Source organism: Staphylococcus cohnii species complex 1663 (assembly GCF_041008415.1).
Lineage (GTDB): Bacteria > Bacillota > Bacilli > Staphylococcales > Staphylococcaceae > Staphylococcus > Staphylococcus ureilyticus.
Window position 1 is genome coordinate 258,507 of the sequence record NZ_JBFDVL010000001.1, and the last position, 20,279, is coordinate 278,785.

Annotated in this window: 20 protein-coding genes; 16 read left to right on the forward strand and 4 right to left on the reverse strand. The window is 33.6% G+C overall.

What is annotated here, in order from left to right; genetic code table 11:
• Positions 1-106 precede the first annotated feature (106 nt).
• The 12 genes from AB1J10_RS01125 to add all read left to right on the forward strand — a co-directional run bounded on the left by AB1J10_RS01125 (position 107) and on the right by add (position 12,941).
• Positions 107-1,345: an aminoacyltransferase gene (locus AB1J10_RS01125; RefSeq protein WP_369002969.1), complete on the forward strand. Its 1,239-nt coding sequence runs from the start codon at positions 107-109 to the stop codon at positions 1,343-1,345.
• Positions 1,346-2,040: 695 nt separating this feature from the next.
• The gene (locus tag AB1J10_RS01130; RefSeq protein WP_369002970.1) at positions 2,041-2,775 is read left to right on the forward strand and encodes a phosphoadenylyl-sulfate reductase; all 735 of its coding nucleotides are present in this window, start codon (positions 2,041-2,043) and stop codon (positions 2,773-2,775) included.
• 183 nt (positions 2,776-2,958) lie between these two features.
• Positions 2,959-4,782, forward strand: coding sequence for an assimilatory sulfite reductase (NADPH) flavoprotein subunit (locus tag AB1J10_RS01135; protein WP_369002971.1), 1,824 nt, complete (start codon positions 2,959-2,961; stop codon positions 4,780-4,782).
• A gap of 16 nt (positions 4,783-4,798) precedes the next feature.
• Positions 4,799-6,508, forward strand: a complete 1,710-nt coding sequence (locus AB1J10_RS01140) for an NADPH-dependent assimilatory sulfite reductase hemoprotein subunit (RefSeq protein ID WP_224395904.1) — start codon at positions 4,799-4,801, stop codon at positions 6,506-6,508.
• A 23-nt stretch (positions 6,509-6,531) separates the two neighbouring features.
• A complete protein-coding gene (gene cobA, locus AB1J10_RS01145; protein WP_224395905.1) occupies positions 6,532-7,299 on the forward strand; it encodes a uroporphyrinogen-III C-methyltransferase in 768 nt (255 codons plus the stop codon).
• A gap of 22 nt (positions 7,300-7,321) precedes the next feature.
• Positions 7,322-8,056 carry a sirohydrochlorin chelatase gene (locus AB1J10_RS01150; RefSeq protein WP_224395906.1) on the forward strand — a complete coding sequence of 245 codons (735 nt, stop codon included), beginning with the start codon at positions 7,322-7,324 and terminating at the stop codon, positions 8,054-8,056.
• A gap of 44 nt (positions 8,057-8,100) precedes the next feature.
• Positions 8,101-8,712 (forward strand): NAD(P)-binding protein, encoded by a 612-nt coding sequence (locus AB1J10_RS01155; RefSeq protein WP_369002972.1) that lies wholly within the window; start codon positions 8,101-8,103, stop codon positions 8,710-8,712.
• 24 nt (positions 8,713-8,736) lie between these two features.
• Positions 8,737-9,642 (forward strand): sulfite exporter TauE/SafE family protein, encoded by a 906-nt coding sequence (locus tag AB1J10_RS01160; RefSeq protein ID WP_019469811.1) that lies wholly within the window; start codon positions 8,737-8,739, stop codon positions 9,640-9,642.
• A gap of 21 nt (positions 9,643-9,663) precedes the next feature.
• Positions 9,664-10,845, forward strand: a complete 1,182-nt coding sequence (gene sat, locus AB1J10_RS01165; RefSeq protein ID WP_369002973.1) for a sulfate adenylyltransferase — start codon at positions 9,664-9,666, stop codon at positions 10,843-10,845.
• Positions 10,846-10,863: 18 nt separating this feature from the next.
• Entirely contained in the window at positions 10,864-11,472 is a 609-nt protein-coding gene (gene cysC / locus AB1J10_RS01170) for an adenylyl-sulfate kinase (protein ID WP_107384186.1), read from the forward strand.
• A gap of 32 nt (positions 11,473-11,504) precedes the next feature.
• Complete coding sequence (locus tag AB1J10_RS01175) at positions 11,505-11,705, forward strand: hypothetical protein (RefSeq protein ID WP_107384187.1); 201 nt, start codon at positions 11,505-11,507, stop codon at positions 11,703-11,705.
• Positions 11,706-11,963: 258 nt separating this feature from the next.
• On the forward strand, positions 11,964-12,941 hold the full coding sequence (gene add / locus AB1J10_RS01180) for an adenosine deaminase (RefSeq protein ID WP_107384188.1): 978 nt from the start codon (positions 11,964-11,966) through the stop codon (positions 12,939-12,941).
• A 77-nt stretch (positions 12,942-13,018) separates the two neighbouring features.
• Here add and AB1J10_RS01185 read toward each other — a convergent pair whose 3' ends face one another.
• From AB1J10_RS01185 to solA, 3 genes are all read right to left on the reverse strand, one after another.
• Positions 13,019-13,879, reverse strand: coding sequence for a LysR family transcriptional regulator (locus AB1J10_RS01185; protein WP_369002974.1), 861 nt, complete (start codon positions 13,877-13,879; stop codon positions 13,019-13,021).
• A 94-nt stretch (positions 13,880-13,973) separates the two neighbouring features.
• Complete coding sequence (locus tag AB1J10_RS01190; RefSeq protein ID WP_224395910.1) at positions 13,974-15,107, reverse strand: M20 family metallopeptidase; 1,134 nt, start codon at positions 15,105-15,107, stop codon at positions 13,974-13,976.
• A gap of 2 nt (positions 15,108-15,109) precedes the next feature.
• Entirely contained in the window at positions 15,110-16,294 is a 1,185-nt protein-coding gene (solA, locus tag AB1J10_RS01195) for an N-methyl-L-tryptophan oxidase (RefSeq protein WP_224395911.1), read from the reverse strand.
• A gap of 384 nt (positions 16,295-16,678) precedes the next feature.
• Here solA and AB1J10_RS01200 point away from each other — a divergent pair, with 384 nt between their 5' ends.
• On the forward strand, positions 16,679-16,810 hold the full coding sequence (locus AB1J10_RS01200; RefSeq protein WP_046207113.1) for a beta-class phenol-soluble modulin: 132 nt from the start codon (positions 16,679-16,681) through the stop codon (positions 16,808-16,810).
• A gap of 175 nt (positions 16,811-16,985) precedes the next feature.
• Here AB1J10_RS01200 and AB1J10_RS01205 read toward each other — a convergent pair whose 3' ends face one another.
• Positions 16,986-17,594 carry a class I SAM-dependent methyltransferase gene (locus AB1J10_RS01205; protein ID WP_224395912.1) on the reverse strand — a complete coding sequence of 203 codons (609 nt, stop codon included), beginning with the start codon at positions 17,592-17,594 and terminating at the stop codon, positions 16,986-16,988.
• A gap of 321 nt (positions 17,595-17,915) precedes the next feature.
• On the opposite strand from AB1J10_RS01205, the gene AB1J10_RS01210 reads away from it, so the two are divergent.
• From AB1J10_RS01210 to AB1J10_RS01220, 3 genes are all read left to right on the forward strand, one after another.
• Positions 17,916-19,103, forward strand: a complete 1,188-nt coding sequence (locus tag AB1J10_RS01210) for an FtsW/RodA/SpoVE family cell cycle protein (protein ID WP_224395913.1) — start codon at positions 17,916-17,918, stop codon at positions 19,101-19,103.
• Positions 19,100-19,684 carry a phosphatase PAP2 family protein gene (locus AB1J10_RS01215; protein WP_224395914.1) on the forward strand — a complete coding sequence of 195 codons (585 nt, stop codon included), beginning with the start codon at positions 19,100-19,102 and terminating at the stop codon, positions 19,682-19,684. The genes AB1J10_RS01210 and AB1J10_RS01215 overlap by 4 nt, the downstream gene beginning before the upstream one ends.
• Before the next feature lie 72 nt (positions 19,685-19,756).
• Positions 19,757-20,224 carry a nucleoside deaminase gene (locus AB1J10_RS01220; RefSeq protein ID WP_107385863.1) on the forward strand — a complete coding sequence of 156 codons (468 nt, stop codon included), beginning with the start codon at positions 19,757-19,759 and terminating at the stop codon, positions 20,222-20,224.
• The last annotated feature ends 55 nt before the right edge of the window (positions 20,225-20,279 follow it).

Sequence of the window (20,279 nt, forward strand, 5' to 3'; positions counted from 1 at the left end):
CTCCCTCCGTTGAAAATCATTTAGTCAAGCCTTTCTAGTGCTTGATTTTTTTATGATATATAAATATTGTTCAATGCATTATAAATTAAGAGAAAGTAGGTTTACAATGTATTTCACTCACTTGAAAGTTGATGAATTTGAAAGTTTTACTCATAATTATGCATCACATTACACACAAAGTGCCAACCATTTTCATTACAGAAACCAACATAAAAATGATGTCCATATTGTAGGTGTTAAAGATAACGAAGATAATGTTATAGCAGCATGCCTTTTAACTGAAGCACGTTCCTTTAAATTTTTTAAATATTTTTATACGCATCGAGGACCTGTTTTGGACTTTTCGGATTATCAGTTAGTAAGGTTTTTCTACAAAAATTTAACTAAATATTTAAAAAAGCATCGTGGTTTATATGTTTTAACAGATCCATACACGTTAGAAAATATAAGAAATGCTCAAGGTGAAATTTTAGAAAGTTATAACAATAAACCACTTATTAAGACTATGGAAGATATCGGTTATAAACATCAAGGGTATACAGTAGGGTATTCTCAAATAAGTCAAATTCGTTGGTTATCTGTTCTGGATTTGAAGAACAAAACTGAAGACGAACTACTTAAAGAAATGGATTATCAAACACGTAGAAATATTAAGAAAACATACGAGATGGATGTACAAATACGTACACTCCCTATTGAGGAAACAAGTAGATTTTTTAAATTATTTAAAATGGCTGAAGAAAAACACGGTTTTAAGTTTAGAGATCAGCATTATTTTAAAGCAATGCAAAATATTTATCATGATAATAGCATGTTAAAGTTAGCATATATCGATTTGTCAGAATTATTAGTAAAGCAAAATAAGCAATTAGAAAAGTTAAATAGGGACTTAGAAAATACCAAAGAAAGTTTAGAAAACAATCCTAATTCGAAAAAAAGTAAAAATAAGTATGATCAAGGATTGCAACAAATAAAAGCACAACAAAGAAAAATAACTGAAACAGAAGCATTAATCAAAACGGATGGAACCATATTGGATTTAGCAGCAGCACTTTATATTTACAACAATCATGAAGTTTATTATCTTTCAAGCGGCTCCAACCCTAGATACAATACATATATGGGTGCCTATAGATTGCAATGGGAAATGATAAAATTTGCGAAAGCGCACAATATCCATCGTTATAATTTTTATGGTATAACAGGAGATTTCAGTGAAAATGCTGAAGATGCTGGTGTACAAAAATTCAAAGCAGGCTTCAACGCGCATATAGAAGAGTATATTGGAGATTTTATTAAACCAATAAGACCTTTACTTTATAAAATATATGCATTAATAAAATAGGATTGATTTACTTAACGTTTTCGTTTTATTTACTGAAACGAAGAACAATCACCCACTTTAACATTGCATATTAATATATTTTAATTAACCATTGATTTAAATTTCTAAAAATTTAAATGAGAAAGCCACCTTTTTATAAAAGGTGGCTCAGACTGTCGACAAAGCCTCAGACTTTGTTGGCAGTTTTTTTGTGCACGCTTTCCGCGGGCACTGCCTTAGCCTGTAGTCTTCGGCTAGCGCGCTTCCCGCAGGAGTCGCCCCAAATCACTGACAATATCACACTAAAAATATTACTTATTCAGAGACTATTTTGTCTCAAATTAATGCAAAGGATTTGTCTACGTTTTTAACCATCTTTTTATAAAAGGTGGCTTTTAAAATACAGGCAAAAATGAAAAATCTAAAAAAATTCAGAAAAATGTGAAAAGGTGGTAGAAAAGGCGAAAATTCAATATAACAAGGTTGTTATAAAAATAAATTAACTTAGAAATTAAAAGTGCCTAAAATACTATAACTATGCACTTTCTATACAAATTTAATAAAAAATGTAACTAATGCGTGCGTTCAAATATACACTTGACATAAAAATTTACAATGAGTAAAGTGTAAATCATAATTATTTTCAAATAATTCTAAATTTATAATAAATCTAATTATAATGTATTCATGTACGTTATGAGGGGGCGAATAGATTAATGTTTGAACCAAAAGTTACTTATGAACATTTTAATGCAAATATCTTTGAGTCAATAGATATTGATGATGAAACAAAAGGTGCACGCGAAATCGTCTCATGGGCTTACCAAACCTATGGAGATTCGGTTATTTATGCCTGTAGTTTTGGCGCGGAAGGCATGATTTTAATAGATTTGATTTATAGTGTTAAGAAGGATGCACAAATTGTATTTTTAGATACAGGCCTTCACTTTCAAGAAACATATGATTTAATTGATCGTGTTCAAAAACGCTACCCAGAACTACGTATTAAACTTAAAAAACCGGAATTAACTTTGGAAGAGCAATCATCACAATATAACCCCGCACTTTGGAAAAACAATCCAAACCAATGTTGTTATATTAGAAAAATCAAACCATTGGAAGATTTCTTGTCTGGTGCTACTGCTTGGATTTCTGGATTACGTAGAGCGCAATCGCCAAGCCGCCAAAATACGCAGTTTATAAATAAAGACGAACGTTTCCAATCAGTTAAAATTTGTCCATTGATACATTGGACATGGGATGATGTATGGCAATATATTAAAAAATATAAATTGCATTATAATGAATTACATGATTTTAACTATCCAAGTATAGGATGTATACCGTGTACGACAGCTGTTGAAGGATCAGAAGATTCAAGAGCGGGAAGATGGACCAATTCAAACAAAACAGAATGCGGCCTTCATACCACAGACCATACATCTTTATAATAATAAATTTTTTTGATATTAAATCCTAGTATTCCCATCGGATAGATAAATCTAAAGGGTGATTAAACAAAATAATCTTAGGTGATGGTTAAAAATTTTTCTGAAAAGAGTAGGGCGTCAATTGTTGAGTGAGTTTAAACAAAATGATTGTTAAATAAAAAATTAAAATGAGGTGAAATGGTTGTGAACTTATCCGTAATAAATAGTCCATTTGATGAAAATCAAGCCACACAACTAAACCAAATTATTCAAAATCTTACGATTGAGCAGCAAGTTTGGTTAAGCGGTTATTTAACTGCAAATTTACAAAGTGTTACTACAAAACAAGAAACACCATCGGAAGTAGCTCAGTTTGTATTAAATAAAGAAAACACTTCAAATAGTGAGAGACATATCACTGTATTGTATGGTTCAGAAACTGGTAATGCACAAGGTTTGGCTGAAAAGTTAGCTGATCGTCTTGTCGAACTAAATTTCAATGTGAAATTGAGTGCAATGGGTGATTATAAAACAAAAGATTTAAAAAAAGTAGAAGATTTATTTATTATTTCTTCTACTCATGGTGAAGGAAATCCGCCCGATAATGCCATTAGCTTTCACGAATTTTTACATGGTAGAAAAGCACCTAAGTTAGAAGGTGCACGTTTTTCAGTTTTATCACTCGGGGACGCATCATATGAATTCTTCTGTCAAACAGGTAAGGACTTTGATGCACGTCTAGAAGATTTAGGAGCTTCCCGCTTAGTAGATAGAGGAGATTGTGACTTGGATTTTGATGATATGGCTGAATCTTGGATGGATCAAATTATTGAACAGTTAAGCGAAGCCTCATTGAGTGAAGAAAAGGTGACAACAACGAACGCGGTACAATTGACAAATGAAAAACGATATTCAAAAACACAACCTTATGAAGCTGAAATATTAGAAAATATTAACTTGAATGGTAGAGGCTCTAATAAAGAAGTTAGACATATTGAATTACAATTTGAAGATTATGGTGAAGACTATGAGCCAGGTGATTGCTTGGTAGTGATTCCAGAAAATGATGAAAAACTAGTAGAAGTCTTACTGGATAAATTAGATTGGGATGCTCAAACAGAAATACCAATCAATGACAAAGGCGATGTGCTTTCATTAAAGGATGCACTACAACATCATTTTGAAATTACTAAATTAACTAAACCACTACTACAAAAAGCAGCTGAGTTGTTTGGAAATGAAGCGTTGGCAGAAAACGTCTTAGATCAAGCGTGGGTTAAATCTTATGTTTATGGTCGAGATTTAATTGATTTAATTCAAGACTTTAAACCAGAAAACCTGGCCCCTGAGGTGCTATATCAATTTTTAAGAAAATTACCACCTAGAGAATATTCTATAGCGAGCAGTTATGAAGCAAATCCTGATGAAGTTCATATCACTGTAGGCGCTGTAAGATATCAAGCACACCAACGTGAGCGCCAAGGTGTTTGTTCAGTTCAATTAGCTGAACGCATGGAACCTGGCACATCTATATCTGTATATCTAAAGAAAAACCCGAATTTTAAATTTCCATTCGATGAAGCTACACCCGTCATTATGATTGGCCCTGGAACAGGTGTCGCACCTTTTAGATCTTATTTACAAGCACGTGAAGAGTTAGATTTATCAGGACAAACATGGTTGTTCTTTGGAGAACAGCATTTTACAACAGACTTTTTATATCAAACAGAATGGCAAGATTGGCTTAAAGAAGGTGTGCTGAGTAAGTTGGACTTAGCATTTTCAAGAGATACGGATGAAAAAGTTTATGTTCAACATAAGATTGTGGAACAAAGTGAAACTTTTTATGAGTGGTTAAAAAACGGTGCATCTTTATATGTATGTGGCGATGAACAAAATATGGCTAAAGATGTACATAAAGCGATACATCAGGTCTTAGTTAAAGAAGGTAATATGTCAGAGGAAGAAGCTGAGACTTATTTGACACAAATGAAAAAAGACAAACGATATCAAAGAGACGTTTATTAGAAAAGGAGCTGATCACGTGACAGAGTCAAATTTAAATTTTTCTCAAAAACTTGATGAGATGGAACGTATCAAAGCTGATAGTAACTACCTTCGTGGCACAATTGTTGAAGGATTAGCAGATAGAATTACAGGTGCTATTTCAGAAGAAGATACTAAATTATTAAAGTTTCATGGGAGTTATATGCAAGATGACAGAGATCTTCGCGATGAACGCCGTAGACAGAAGTTAGAGCCTGCATACAGTTTCATGATAAGAGTGCGTGCTCCGGGCGGTGCTTCGACTCCAGAACAATGGATTGCGATGGATGATATCGCGAATCAATATGCAAATCAAACGATTAAATTAACGACGAGACAAGCGTTTCAATTCCATGGGATTTTAAAAAGAAATTTAAAACAAACGATGTTTGATATAAACCAATCTTTATTAGACACGCTTGCAGCATGTGGAGATGTTAATCGTAATGTGATGTGTAACCCTAACCCTTATCAATCTGATGTGCATGCGAAAATTAATCAGATTGCGAGTGATATTAGCCGTCACCTTTCACCTAAAACACAGGCTTACCATGAAATTTGGTTAGACGGAGAGAAAGTGTTAGATACGAGTGATCAAGAACCAGAACCAATGTATGGCAAAACCTATTTGCCACGTAAATTTAAAATTGGTATTGCAGTCCCACCCTCTAATGATATCGACGTATTTTCACAAGATATCGGGTTAATTTCAATCATTGAAGACGGTGAATTAGTTGGATTTAATCTCACAGTTGGTGGCGGCATGGGTATGAAACATGGAAATACTGCGACGTACCCACAAGTTGGACGATTGATTGGCTATTTCCCAAAATCACAGGTCATTGATGTTTGTGAAAAAATCCTTACGATTCAGAGAGATTATGGAAATCGTGAAGATAGAACGAATGCACGTTTTAAATATACTGTGGATCGCAAAGGGGTAGCATGGATCACGGATGAACTGAATCGTCGTTTAGGTTGGGAATTAGAGTCCAAGCGTGCATTTCACTTTGAAGATAATGGTGATCGATATGGTTGGACTGAGGGCAGTGGTAAGCATCATTTCACTTTATTTATTCAAAATGGACGTGTTAAAGATACGGAAGAATATAAATTGAAAACAGCGTTAAGAGCGATTGCTGAAGTACATACTGGAGATTTTAGACTTTCACCTAACCAAAATTTAGTAATTGCGAATGTTGAAACAGAGAAAAAGCCAGAAATTGAAGCACTCATAAAGCAATATGGTTTAACAGATGGTGAACATTATACTGGGTTGCGGAAAAATTCCATGGCTTGTGTCGCTTTTCCTACTTGTGGTTTAGCAATGGCAGAATCTGAACGGTATTTACCTTCATTAATTACCAAAATAGAAAGCTTGTTAGATGAAGCGGGCTTAAATGAAGAAGAAATAACTATTAGAATGACGGGATGCCCTAACGGTTGTGCGCGTCCGGCATTAGCTGAAATTGCATTTATTGGTAAAGCACCAGGTAAGTACAATATGTACCTAGGTGGCGGTTTCGCTGGTGATCGTTTAAATAAATTGTATAAAGAAAATATTGATGAAGCAGAAATATTAGAAAGTTTGAGACCCATTTTATTGCAATATGCACAAGAAAGAACAGATGGTGAACGCTTTGGTAATTTTGTAGTCAGAGCAGGGATTGTTGAAGCAGTCACAGACGGCCAATTATTCCATAGTTAATCAATTAAAAAGGTGGTGTCAGGATGGGAAAAGTTTTTTTAGTAGGCGCAGGACCTGGTGATCCTGATTTAATTACAGTTAAAGGTAAAAAATCGATTGAAACGGCTGACATTATTTTATACGACCGTTTAGTTAATCCTGAGTTATTGGAGTACGCATCTATAACTGCGCAGTTAATATATTGTGGTAAAAATCCTAACGATAAATCTGTTTCGCAAGTAGATACTAACCAACTACTCGTTGATTTGGCTCAAGAAGGTCACACGATTACACGTTTGAAAGGTGGAGATCCTTTCGTTTATGGCAGAGGCGGCGAGGAAGCAGAAGTATTAGCCGCCAATAATATTTCATTTGAAATCGTACCAGGTATAACTGCAGGTATTGCAGCACCTGCATACGCAGGTATCCCTGTAACACATCGAGATTACAGCTCTTCTGTTGCATTTGTTACGGGTGTTATCAACAAGGAAATTGACAAGGATGAATACTGGAGACATCTAGCTTTAGGGCCGGAAACGTTATGTATCTATATGGGCGTTAAAAAGCTGCCAGAAATTGTTGAGTTGCTAACTAAAAATGGGCGTAATAAAAATACGCCAGTAGCGCTTGTACATATGGGTACTTCTAAATTACAAAAAACCGTTGTTGGCACATTAGAAACCATTGTCCACGGTGCAAAAGATGTTGAAAACCCAGCGATGATTATTGTGGGTGAAGTCGTGAAATTGCGTAACCGCATTAGTTGGTTTGAGGAAACATATAAAAATGAATTATTAACACAACTCACATAACAGTGGCTGGAGGGATAATTATATGCAAGGCGTCTTATATGTTAGTCATGGTAGCCGTGTAGCAGAAGCAGTTGAAGAAGCAACGTCATTGATTGAGCGTGTTCAAGCAAAAGTTAATATTCCTTTACAAGAAACATGTTTTTTAGAACTTGCAGACCCAGATATATCTGAAGGTTTTAGGAAATTAGTGCATCAAGGTGCAACTGAAATTTCCGTGATCCCTGTATTACTGCTTAGCGCAGGTCATTACTACAAAGATATACCTGTAGAGATTGAACGTATTAAAACTCAATTTCCCAACATAAAAATCAATTACGGTAAGCCTTTGGGTGTACAAAAACGATTAACTGAAATTCTTAAACAACGTTTAGAAGAGCGTGAAATCACGCCTAATGCTGACGCTAAATTATTAGTTATTGGCAGAGGTAGTTATAATCCACAAACGAAGAAAGATTTTTCGATAATAAAGTCACAATTATCAGAAATGTTTCCTTCTCAAAGCATAGAAGTGTGTTATTTGGCAGCTTGTGAACCGCTATTTGAAGGTGCGTTGGACCGTTTAGTAAACGCAGGTCATTCGCAAATATTTATTTTACCGTATATCTGGTTTACAGGTATTTTAGACCAACATATCGCTGATGTTGTGAGTGCATACCAATTAAAAAGTGACATTATTTTAGCAGCTCATCTAAGCCATCACGAGCAATTACAAATTGCATTAAAAGAACGTGTTGAAGAGACGTTTGATACAGTTTAGTCATTTTTATCAAAGTTGAAAGTACTTATCTGAGGAGTGACATCATGTCTTACATCCCTTTAGTGGTTGATATTTCACAAAAACAAATCGTTGTTATAGGTGGCGGAAAAATAGCTGAAAGACGTGTCAATGTTTTAAAAACATATACAAAACAAATTCAAATTATTAGTCCCACGCTAACAAATAGCTTAGAACATCTTGTTGATAAACAAGTCATTCAATGGCGGAATAAAACATTTGAAAGTAGTGATGTGCAAGACGCGGATTTAATTATTGCTGCGACGAACGATACAGACGTAAATCAATCCATATTACAAGCCAAGCCAGACAGGGCATTAATTAATATGGCGGGTCAAGCGTTAGCTGGCGATGTATTCATTCCAAGTATATTACGACGTGGAAAGTTAATGATTAGTGTTTCAACACAAGGCGCCAGTCCTAAACTGACAAGCCAAATTTTAGCTGAGTTACAACAACATTTTAATAGTGCATATGGTGATTATGTTGATTTCCTATATGAATGTAGGCAACAAGTTAAACGTAGCTCACTTTCACCTGAGGAAAAAGAACGGTTTTTGAAGCAAATCTTAAATGAAAAATATTTAAAAATAAGTAAGCAAAATGAAATTAGAAAGTGGTTATCAGCGCTGGAATAAATTGAAAGGAAAGGGGGACATCATATGTATAAATTATTTGTTTTTGCACTGGCTGGTTTTCTCGCTCAGTTAATTGATGGTTCATTAGGCATGGGGTTTGGCGCATCGTCTTCTTCGATATTATTGACATTTGGTGTGGCGCCAGCAATCGTATCAGCTACAATTCATTTTTCAGAAATTGCTACTACAGCTGCGTCAGGAACGTCGCACTGGAAATTTGAAAACGTACATAAACCTACGATGATCAAATTAGCGATTCCTGGAGCGATAACAGCATTTATTGGTGCTGCTATATTGAGTCATATACACAGTGATTTTATTAAACCATTTATCGCTATTTTCTTGTTATCAATGGGACTCTATATTTTATACCAATTTTTATTTACCAAAGAAAAACCATTATCGAAAGCGAATGAAAAGACATCTCGACTTGTGTTAATACCACAAGGTGCAGTGGCAGGATTTTTAGATTCAATTGGCGGTGGAGGCTGGGGACCAGTCAATACGCCATTGATACTTGCTCAAAAGAAATTAGAACCTAGGTATGCGATTGGTACGGTATCCGCAAGTGAGTTTTTCGTAACGGTGTCTGCGTCTCTAAGCTTTATTATTTTTCTTGGCTGGAGCCAAATTAATTGGTGGCTTGTCGTATCATTAAGTGTCGGTGGTATGATTGCAGCACCATTTGCAGCATGGTTAGTTAGACTGTTACCGATGAATATTTTAGCTGTTTGTGTGAGTGGATTGATTATTTTCACAAATACAAATTCACTGATTAGTGTTGTTGAAATCAATCATGCTTTATCAATCACAATAAAAATTGCATTGATTGTGATTTGGTTCGGATTAATTCTGTATGCTTTATACCAAAATAATAAATTACCATTTGCTACTTTTAAAGATGAAACAAATGTAAATAAATTAGATTAATTCATTAAGGAGTGTGACGACATGTCATTAATAAACGAAAAAGAACAATCTACCATCCAACCTCATGGTGGTTCACTTATCAATAGAGAGGTGCACGGTGCAACGCGAGAACAATTGCTTAAAGAAGCTGAAACACTCGCATCTATCACATTAAATCCTTGGAGTTTATCAGATTTGGAATTAATTGCAATCGGTGGCTTTAGTCCATTGACAGGATTTATGAATGAAGCTGATTATTCTAAAGTTGTTGAAGACATACACTTAGAAAATGGTTTGGTTTGGAGTATCCCAATCACATTACCTGTGACAACAGAACAATCTCAAAATTTGAATATCGGCTCTCGTGTTGCTTTGTATGGTGAAGATGGTGTTTTATATGGTGTGATTGACTTAGAAGAAAAGTATACGTATGACAAACAAAAAGAAGCGCAACTTGTATACGGAACTACGGATGTTGATCATCCTGGTGTCAAAAAGGTCTATGAAAAAGGAGATGTGTATCTCGCAGGCCCAATTTATTTATTAAACAGACCTAAACACGACGAATTTGTGGATTATCATTTAGACCCTAAAGAAACAAGACAACTCTTTACAGACTTAGGATGGCAAACTGTGGTAGGTTTTCAAACTAGAAACCCAGTACATCGCGCACATGAATATATTCAAAAAGCAGCCTTAGAAGCAGTGGATGGCTTGTTGTTGAATCCTTTAGTAGGTGAAACAAAATCTGACGATATTCCAGCATCAGTGCGTATGGAAAGTTACAAAGTTATATTAGAAAATTATTACCCGGAAAATAAAACGCGTTTAGTTATTTACCCTGCTGCAATGAGATATGCAGGACCTAGAGAAGCGATATTACATGCTACAGTACGTAAAAACTATGGATGTACACACTTTATTGTTGGACGTGATCATGCAGGCGTAGGTGATTATTACGGCACCTATGAAGCGCAAGAACTGATTTCTAAATACGAAGCAGAATTAGGTATACAAATATTAAAATTCGAACACGCCTTTTATTGTAAAACGTGTGAAAATATGGCTACAGCAAAAACGTGCCCACATGATGCTTCAGAACATTTACATTTAAGTGGTACGAAAGTTCGTGAAAAATTGAAAAAGGGAGAATCGCTACCGAAAGAATTTTCGAGACCAGAAGTAGCTCAAGTCCTTATAAATGGATTGAAAGAACAGAAATAAAGGAGTGTAGATGTAGTAATGGGAGAATCTAAAAATATAACATGGCATGCTTCAGAGGTTACCAAGGATGAAAGATTACAGCGTAATCAACATAAGAGTGCAGTTATTTGGTTTACAGGACTTTCTGGCTCAGGAAAATCAACGATATCTGTAGAACTTGAAAAAGCATTGTTTAATCACCAAATCCATACATATCGTTTAGATGGAGATAATGTTAGACATGGATTGAATCGAAATCTAGGATTTTCACCTGAAGATCGTAAAGAAAATATAAGACGTATAGGTGAAGTTAGTAAATTGATGGTAGATGCAGGTTTGATAACAGTCACAGCTTTCATCTCTCCTTATAAATCAGATAGAGAAGCAGTACGCCATTTATTAGATACAGATGATTTTATAGAAGTTTATACGCAATGTAGTCTATCAGAATGTGAAAATAGAGACCCGAAAGGTTTATATAAAAAAGTAAGAAGTGGTGAAATCGCAGAATTTACTGGAGTAAATGCGCCGTATGAAGCACCTACACAACCAGAGATTACATTAGATACAGAAACACTTTCTGTGGAAGCATCAGTATCCAAAATTATGGATTATTTACAAAAACATCAGTATATCGATGACATTTAAGTTTAATAATAAAAAATTGAAGGGGCAATCGAATGGAGATATTAAATATCATTGCCATAATATTATTTATTATATTTATTTTAGTAGTATCGTGCGGATTGTTACTTGTGCGTTTAGGCCAAAGTAGAAAACATTTTTTTGTAGAATTGAAAGTGATGGTCACAATTATGGTAATATGTTTTATTGGCATAGGTGTATCACTAATAATACTAGGTTATTATCATCAATTATAAATTATATATGCATTGATAAACAGGGCTACGAAATCAAATGACAAGTTTGATTTCACCCTTTTTTTATATTTAAATAAGTGTGTTTCTATTTAACAATCGTTATTATATATTGTTTTGTAGATAAGCAAACAGTATCAATGATACTTATATGTTTTATAGTAAAGTGAAAATTAAAGTGTTATATTAAGTAAATCAAATTTATCTGATTGGCGTTTTAAACGTAATGAATACAATATAAAGGTAGGGACATTTACTAAAATGGATCAAAGTATAAAGGATATTCCTAAAATAGAATTACATTGTCATTTAGATGGTTCAGTCAGTAAACATTTAATTCGACAATTGGCACAAGAACAACGCATACCTTTAAACGAGGATTGTCTTACGGTGCATGAAGATTGTGAAAGTTTAGAAGCGTATTTGAAGTGTTTTGATGAAGTATTAAAAGTATTACAAACAGCAGATAGCCTAAAGCGAGCAATTGTAGATGTTGCGCAACAAGCTTATGAGGATAATGTTAAATATATAGAGATTCGCTTTGCACCGTTGCTACATATGGAACAGGGTATGACGCTTTTAGATGTATTAAAAGCTGTAGAAGCGGGGGTTAATATCATACAAGACACATTGCATATGAAGGTGAATTTACTCATTTGCGCAATGAGGCAGCATGCATCATCTGTGAATAAACAACTATTTGATGATGTGTCTATATATAATAGTGAAAAAATATGTGGTATAGATTTTGCGGGGCCTGAAGTAGGATTTCCTCCATATGAAATTCAAGATACGATTCAATACGGATTAGAAAAAGGTATGAATTTAACACTCCATGCAGGTGAGTGTGGTTGTATACATAATGTTTTAGAAACGATAAAAATAGGGGCTAAGCGTATTGGTCATGGTGTTGCTGCTAACTTAGATGAAGCTGTATTAAAGGAAGTTAAAGCGAAGGATGTATTGTTAGAAATATGTCCTAAAAGTAATTTGCAAACCAAGGCTATAGAGACATTGTCACAAATAAACATCCCCTACTTATTAAAAAACGATATACCTTTTATTATCAATACAGATAATCGTATGGTGACACAAACTTCATTAAATGAAGAATATACGTTGTTATTAAAACATCAGTTAATAAATATAAACCAGATTAAATACATTAATAAGCGTGCAGTTCAATATGCCTTTTTAACCGAAGAAGAAAAAAGTCAAGTGCTTCAATCAATGTCATAACGCGTAAACACTTTATACAATATGAAGGTTTATCATTAACATTTTATAATACTAAAAGTATACACTACTGTTTATTTTTAGTATTCAAGCGCAACAGATTTGATAGTTTGAATAAAATGAGTCATAGCAGGGCTTAAATGATAATTTTTATTCCAAATAAAATCCGTTGAGATATTACTATAGTTATCAGGCAATTGATAACTATACAATGAACCGTTTTCTAAGTCATTTTGTACGGATGATTTTGGAACTAAACTGATACCGATACCAGATTTAACACTACCAATAATTGTTTCCATCGTACCAAATTCTACAAGTAAGGGCTTTTTAATATTTTCGGATTTTAACCAGGCTTCAAGATTTCTTCTATAATTACATCCATTTTTAAACACCAAAAATACAGCGGATGTTATATCTTGTAATTGCGTCATCTCTGTACTGGATATTAACACAAGTTTTTCTTTAAATAACTCTACTTTATTTATATTATGATGATGTTTGAAGCCTGTGACAAATCCACAATCCAAGTTTTGATTGACTATTTTTTTAGAAATATTGGCAGTAACATCAGTATGTAATGATAGAGAAATTTGTGGCGATTTTTTTCGAAACATTGATAATAGCATAGGTAATTTAGTAATCGTTTCGACAATCCCGATATCAATTTTACCGTTAGATGGTTCTTGTTTGTCAAAATCACGTTCTATTTCATTTAATGTTGCTAAAATTTTTTCAACATACGTTTGGAATTTTTCACCATCTGCCGTCAAGGTTGTACCTTTATTATGACGTAAAAAAAGTTGTGTGTTGAGTTCTTGCTCTAACTGTTTTATACGAAATGTAACATGGGATTGCACATAATTAAGTGATTTAGCAGCCTTACTGATACTTTGATGTTGACTAACACTTTGAAAAATTTTAAAATCTTTGATTTCCATAAGATCACCCGACTTTTCGTTTGAGGCTATTATACATGAAACCTTTTCTTTTATGCTGAAAAAAAGCACTGCCGTCGCTATGACGGCAGTCTTATTATGTTGCATATTTTTTAATTAAAGTTTTGAAGAAGTCTATAGATCGTTCAAATGCTTCGATTTCTACATATTCGTTGGGTTGATGTGCTAATGTTTCTATTCCAGGTCCATAAATTAATGTAGGAATGTTGCTATTAGGGTTTAGCACAGAGCCATCGGTGTAATAAGCCATTCCAGTAATATCATTTTCTTTAGAAGTATCTATGGCTTTTTGAATAATTTCAGTGTTCTCATCAGTTAGAATCGTAGCGCGATCAAGCAATATTTTTGTGCTTACTTTTGGGGCGTTCCCATCAGAAAATATTTGGTTTAAACGTTGATTAAATTGCTTATACAGCTTGTTATGAATATTCGGTGTTACTGTTCGTATATCAACATTTAATACACATTTATCAGGTATCACGTTCGTTTGAATACCACCATTGACCATATTTGCAGAGATACTACTTTTACCTAATGCTGCAGTTTCTTCTGACCATTCTTCTTTTAAATCATTTATCAATTGAATGACTTTGTTTATGCCTTCAACTGCATTAATACCTTGTTCTGGCATCGCGCCGTGTGCAGTTTTACCAGTCAAAGTGACTTCTATCCATAATGCGCCCTTATGTCCAATTGCAACTTTCTCAGTCGTGGGTTCAGCTATAATGATAGCAGTGACATTATCCATATTTGTGTTTTTGACGTAATGTTCCGCACCTATTGAATCTACTTCCTCTCCTGCAGTGGCTAAAAATTCGATATCTTTCTTTAATTCACAGTTTTCCTCAATTAAGGATTCTAATGCGAGATATAAAGCGGCCAAGCCACTTTTCATATCTGTTGTTCCTCTTCCATATAATTTTCCACGATCAATATCACCTTTAAAAGGGTCATAATCCCATTTTTGTGCACCTATCTTTACAGTGTCGGTATGGCCGGATAATATGAGTTTGCTAGCGTTTGGCTGCTTGGATTTTAAAGTTACTGAAAAATTGCTTCTATTATCACTTAAATTTGTAATGCTAAAAGGAATGTTTCGAGACGCACACCGTTGTTTAAAAAGTTTTACAACGTTATTTTCATTAGCAGGTGGGTTGGTGCTATCAACATTGATGAGAGATTGTAAGAATTCTAAATTTGATTGTGTCATGTTCAAACCCCCCTAGCTTTATTAAAAACTTTGTCTTTATTTTCAGGTTGTAAACTTGGACGTGTTATTTTAAACAGTGATATATCCTGTTTGGATTTACCTTTAGTGGTTAATTCATATAATATTTCTCCGACTGCACTTGAAAATTTATAGCCATGTCCTGAAAAACCAGCAGCAACGACAATATGTTCATGTTCGGGATGTTTATCTATCACAAAGTGTTCGTCTAATGTATTTATAAACATACACGTTTTACCAACATTAATATTTCCGTTCGCTTGTTGCATGTATTGGTTCAAAAAACCACTAATATCGTTTTCGTCTTTTTCATAAGACCCAAATGATTTATTGTAATAAGTTGGGTCGATAGGGTCTCCATTATTGTAACGTCCAATTTTTAAACCAGTGCCATCAATAGAAGGGAATCCATAATATACACCACTTGGGACGTCGGCAAAAAAGCCCGGAAACCCATCTGACTTATACAAAATATCGTTGGAATCAAACCACGCAATCGTTTGTCTAGAAGGTTGGAGTTGAAGTTTTAAATCTAAATCATCTAAAATTTTTTTATTCCAAGCACCACCAGTGATAATTAATTTATTTGCGGTGAATGTTTCGGAATTGGTTTGAACTTCGACTGAGTCATTAAAAATATCAATATTCATGACTGGCGCATTGGTTTTTAATTCAGCACCATGATTTAAAGCAAGTCGTTTAAATGCGCGGATACAGTTTTGAGAAAATAGCACTCCGGCCTCAGGTTCATAACAACCAATTTGGCAATCAGGTATTGTAATACCTGGCCAAGTGTCGTTAATTTGTTTAGCTGATAAAGTTTCAGTATTTAGATTATATTGTTGAGCACCATTGATTGCGGTTTGTACAAACAATGAATCGCTTGGGCCAAAAGTAATGACACCAGTATTTAAAAATATCCGTTCATTTGTTTGTTTTTGAAGTTCATTCCAAAGTTCTTGTGCTCTCAAAGCAATAGGTACATACGCTAAACCTTCTCCACAAGCATGCCTTATTAATCTTGTGTCACCACTATGACTACCATTTTCATGTGGTGGGTCAAAAGCATCTATCATTAAAGTATCCCATCCACTTTTTGCCAAATAGTATCCAGCTGACATACCCATAGAACCGGCACCGACAACGATGACATCGTAATGTTTTCCCATTTCCATCTCTCCTTAGTTGAAACAAATTTAATATTTGCCAAGTATTTATTTCAAGTCTAATAGCAACTAGTCTTAGTGTAAAATTACAAAATGAGATGGTTGATATCTCTAAAAGTGATATCGATATACGTATGTATTTTGCCTAACTGTACTTTTTTTATTAATTTAAGACAGTTAGGAACTTAACTATACGAATTGAGAAAAATTTAACATTTAAATTATTAATTAGCATACAATGTAATTACACAAACAAGTAAAGGGGTGTATTGACATGATGATTGCAGATATTATCGGTGGTATCATTAAATTAATCAAAACTTTAGTTGACACTTTCGCGTAATTTTCAAATAACTAATTAAATCAATTTAAAGGAGTGCTTACATTATGTCAGGTATCGTAGAAGCAATTTCAAATGCAGTAAAATCAGGTTTAGATCACGACTGGGTAAATATGGGAACTAGCATTGCGGATGTAGTAGCTAAAGGTGCAGACTTCATCGCTGGATTCTTTGGTTAATAAACATATTTTTAAATAAACATATACTTAACAAAAAAGCTACTGTTTCACACGTAAAGTGTTAGAAAACAGTAGTTTTTTTGTTGTTAAGTTAATTAAAAAAGTAATTACTGATTTTGAATAACTATACAAATAATATACATTATAGTTTGTATAATTATACATTTCAGAGAGATTAGGTTAACTGCCCAGATGCTAAAAACAGACTCGCATCTTTGTTCATAAATATATTTTTGCCTTGATAAAAAGTATGGCTATTTATATTTGAAAGTCCTATTTTACGTAATGCTTTGTGGATATCCTTTTGTTCGAATCCATTATATATATTCGGGTGACTAACATTTTCATTTTTATCGAAGTCTACTATGATCAGTATGCCATTACGATTTAATTGAGTAGCTAATTGTTGTAGTAACGCCATGTAATTTCCACTATGAAGTAGTACAAGTGAAAGTAATATCACATCATATGATTGGTGAAGTTTTGTTTTGTTTGGAGCTAGTAAATCGCCTTCAATGGCTTTAATGTTTGTTTTATTTAATGATTTAATTTTGGCATTACATATTTCAACCATTTTAGGTGATGCATCTAAAATAGTAATGTGATTGAAATGATGTGTGATATCGAATGCGACAAGCCCAGTGCCACCACCGTAATCTAATAACGAATCATACGTAGCTTTTTTAAACAGTAAATTTAATTCGGAAGAGATCGTTTTAGTTAACTTAATTCTTTCGTCATTATCATAATTTTGTGCTATTTGATTAAATTGAGATTGATTCAAGCTCATCATCCTTTAGAATAGATTTTCTTTTTGTATTTTTAGAGTTATTATAGATTTGTAAAGTCTTTAATTGATTTTAGCATACTAGGTAAATTTTTTTCAATTAAATGACGTTAAGTTATCTTGTAATATTTAAAATTATAGATAATCAATGGTTACTTTTAAAAAATATATTTGTTCAATTTATGCACGGATAAAACATTTAAATAAAATTACATAATATACTAATAACATATTAAATTAGGTAAGCCTAAAGTCTGATTGAGTATGTCTGTTATATTTGGTTTACTAGGTGGTGAACGTTTATAACGAGGTGCAGAGATGAAGAAAAATATGAAAGTAATTAGACGGCGGTTAAAAGGCCTAGATTACGGGATGCTAATTAGTTTTATTATATTAGGTGTTTTAGGTGTCGTCATGATATATAGTGCGAGTATGGTATCAGCATCTAAGGGTGCCTTAACTGGCGGCGTTCCAATTGAAAGTGATTATTTTATGAAAAGACAATTTATCTTTTTGATTGTGGGTATTTTAACGGTTATATTTATTGCATTATGCATAAACATAAACTTTTTTAAAAACACGCATGTACAAAAATTGATGGTTATCGGCACCTTATGCTTATTATTAATTACGACTTTAATAGGTAAAGAAATTAATGGTTCAAGAAATTGGATTAATTTAGGAATATTTAGTTTACAATCCTCGGAATTTCTGAAGTTAGCTTCGATTTTTTATCTTTCTTACATTATTAATCAGCGTGTGAGGAGCCACCAAGATTACCAATTAAAGCATATGTTACCACCACTAGCCATATTAGGTATTGGTTTATTGCTTGTGTTGATGCAAGGGGATTTGGGCGGAACGTTACTTACAGTAGCTATTATTGGCTGTATATTAATATATTCCGATATAAAAAATAAAATCAAATTTCAAATTATGGGAATTACGCTTGTGCCATTAGTTATTTATGGTACTTATACACTGATTTTTGATTCTGAAAATTTATATAGGCTAAAAAGGATAAAAGTGATGCTAGATCCATTTAAATATGAAGATAATGATGGTTATCAGTTAACGAGCGCGTTAATCTCGATTGGTAATGGCGGCCTGACTGGTAAAGGTTTAGGAAATGGTCTAGCAAAGTTAGGTTATTTACCAGAACCGCACACTGATTTTATATTTACCGTTATTTCAGAAGAATTGGGGCTACTAGGTGTGCTATTTACGCTCATAATTTATGGTTATATCTTAATAAAAGGACTTATATATGCGAATAAAACGAACAATCAATTTTATAAATTGATTTGTGTTGGTGTAGTCAGTTACATATTTATGCAAGTTTTCATTAATTTAGCTGGTGTATCTAGTATTGTTCCATTAACTGGTGTGACTTTGCCTTTGTTGAGTTATGGTGGTTCTTCTATGTTGAGTATCAGTATAGCTTTTGGCGCACTTTTAGCAGTGGCTAGAAGAATTAACAACGACAGAAAGGAAACTTTAAAATGACCCGTATTTTAAAAATTACACTACCAGTTATTTTGCTTATTGCTATTTTGATTGGTATTGCAATAGGTATAGCAAAACCTATAGATCAAGCGATTTATAACATGTTACATACATATTTAAATATAGATGTTATAAAACAATATCTATATTTTGTTTCAACTATTTTTGACCCTAAAATTTGTTTGATTTTAACATTATGCGTTTTGGCTGGTTTGTTTTTCTACCATAAATTTAAGTTTTTGTGGTATGGCTTTTGGTGCTTTTCAGTATTTTTAATAGGTACTTTTATGAAATATGTCATTCAACGGTCGAGACCATCCGAACATTTTGACGGATATAGTTTTCCCAGCATGCATGTTTTAAGTGTATGCATATTAGTGAGTCTAATTTTATTAATAAAAAGGAATAAAACATTATATTGTATAGCCATTATTTTAGTGGTTTCAATTATAGTATCCCGTATTTATGTGGGCGCGCATTATTTTACTGATACTATGGGAAGTTTATTAGTGATTTCAGTTATGATTCAATCACTTAATTACAATAATCATGCAAGCGAAAAACTAGATAAAATCGAATGATTTGTTAAGCTAAATGCTAATCTATAAATTATTTATTGATTCATACATGGAATGATGAAGGGAGTCATTTGATTGAATTATGAAAAATATTTAAACAGGACAGTCGAACTTGCTGAGGAAGCATTAAATTATGGTAATGAACCTTTTGGCTCACTTTTAGTGGATATTGAGGGTAATGTTTTATTTGAAGATTATAATAGAATCAGTAGTGGTGATGCGACTGAACACCCAGAAATTGCTATCGCAAAATGGGCAGCAACCCATCTTACTCCTGACGAAAGAAAGCATACTATTGTTTTTACTTCCGGAGAACATTGTCCAATGTGCGCAACTGCACATGCACTCGTTGGTTTAGATAAAATTGTATATGCGAGTTCCTCAAAACAATTGAGTCAATGGTTGGAAGCCATCAATGTTGCGCCTGCCCCTTTTAAAAATTTACCTATTGAAAGTGTAATTAGAGATGCTCATGTTGAAGGACCTTTTGAAGCAGTGTCATCTAAAATTAAAAAATTGCAAATTCGTTATCATCAACAATAAGTGGAAATATGAAACCCCTCCAGTAGTCAAACTGCTGAGGGGTTTTATGTTTTTT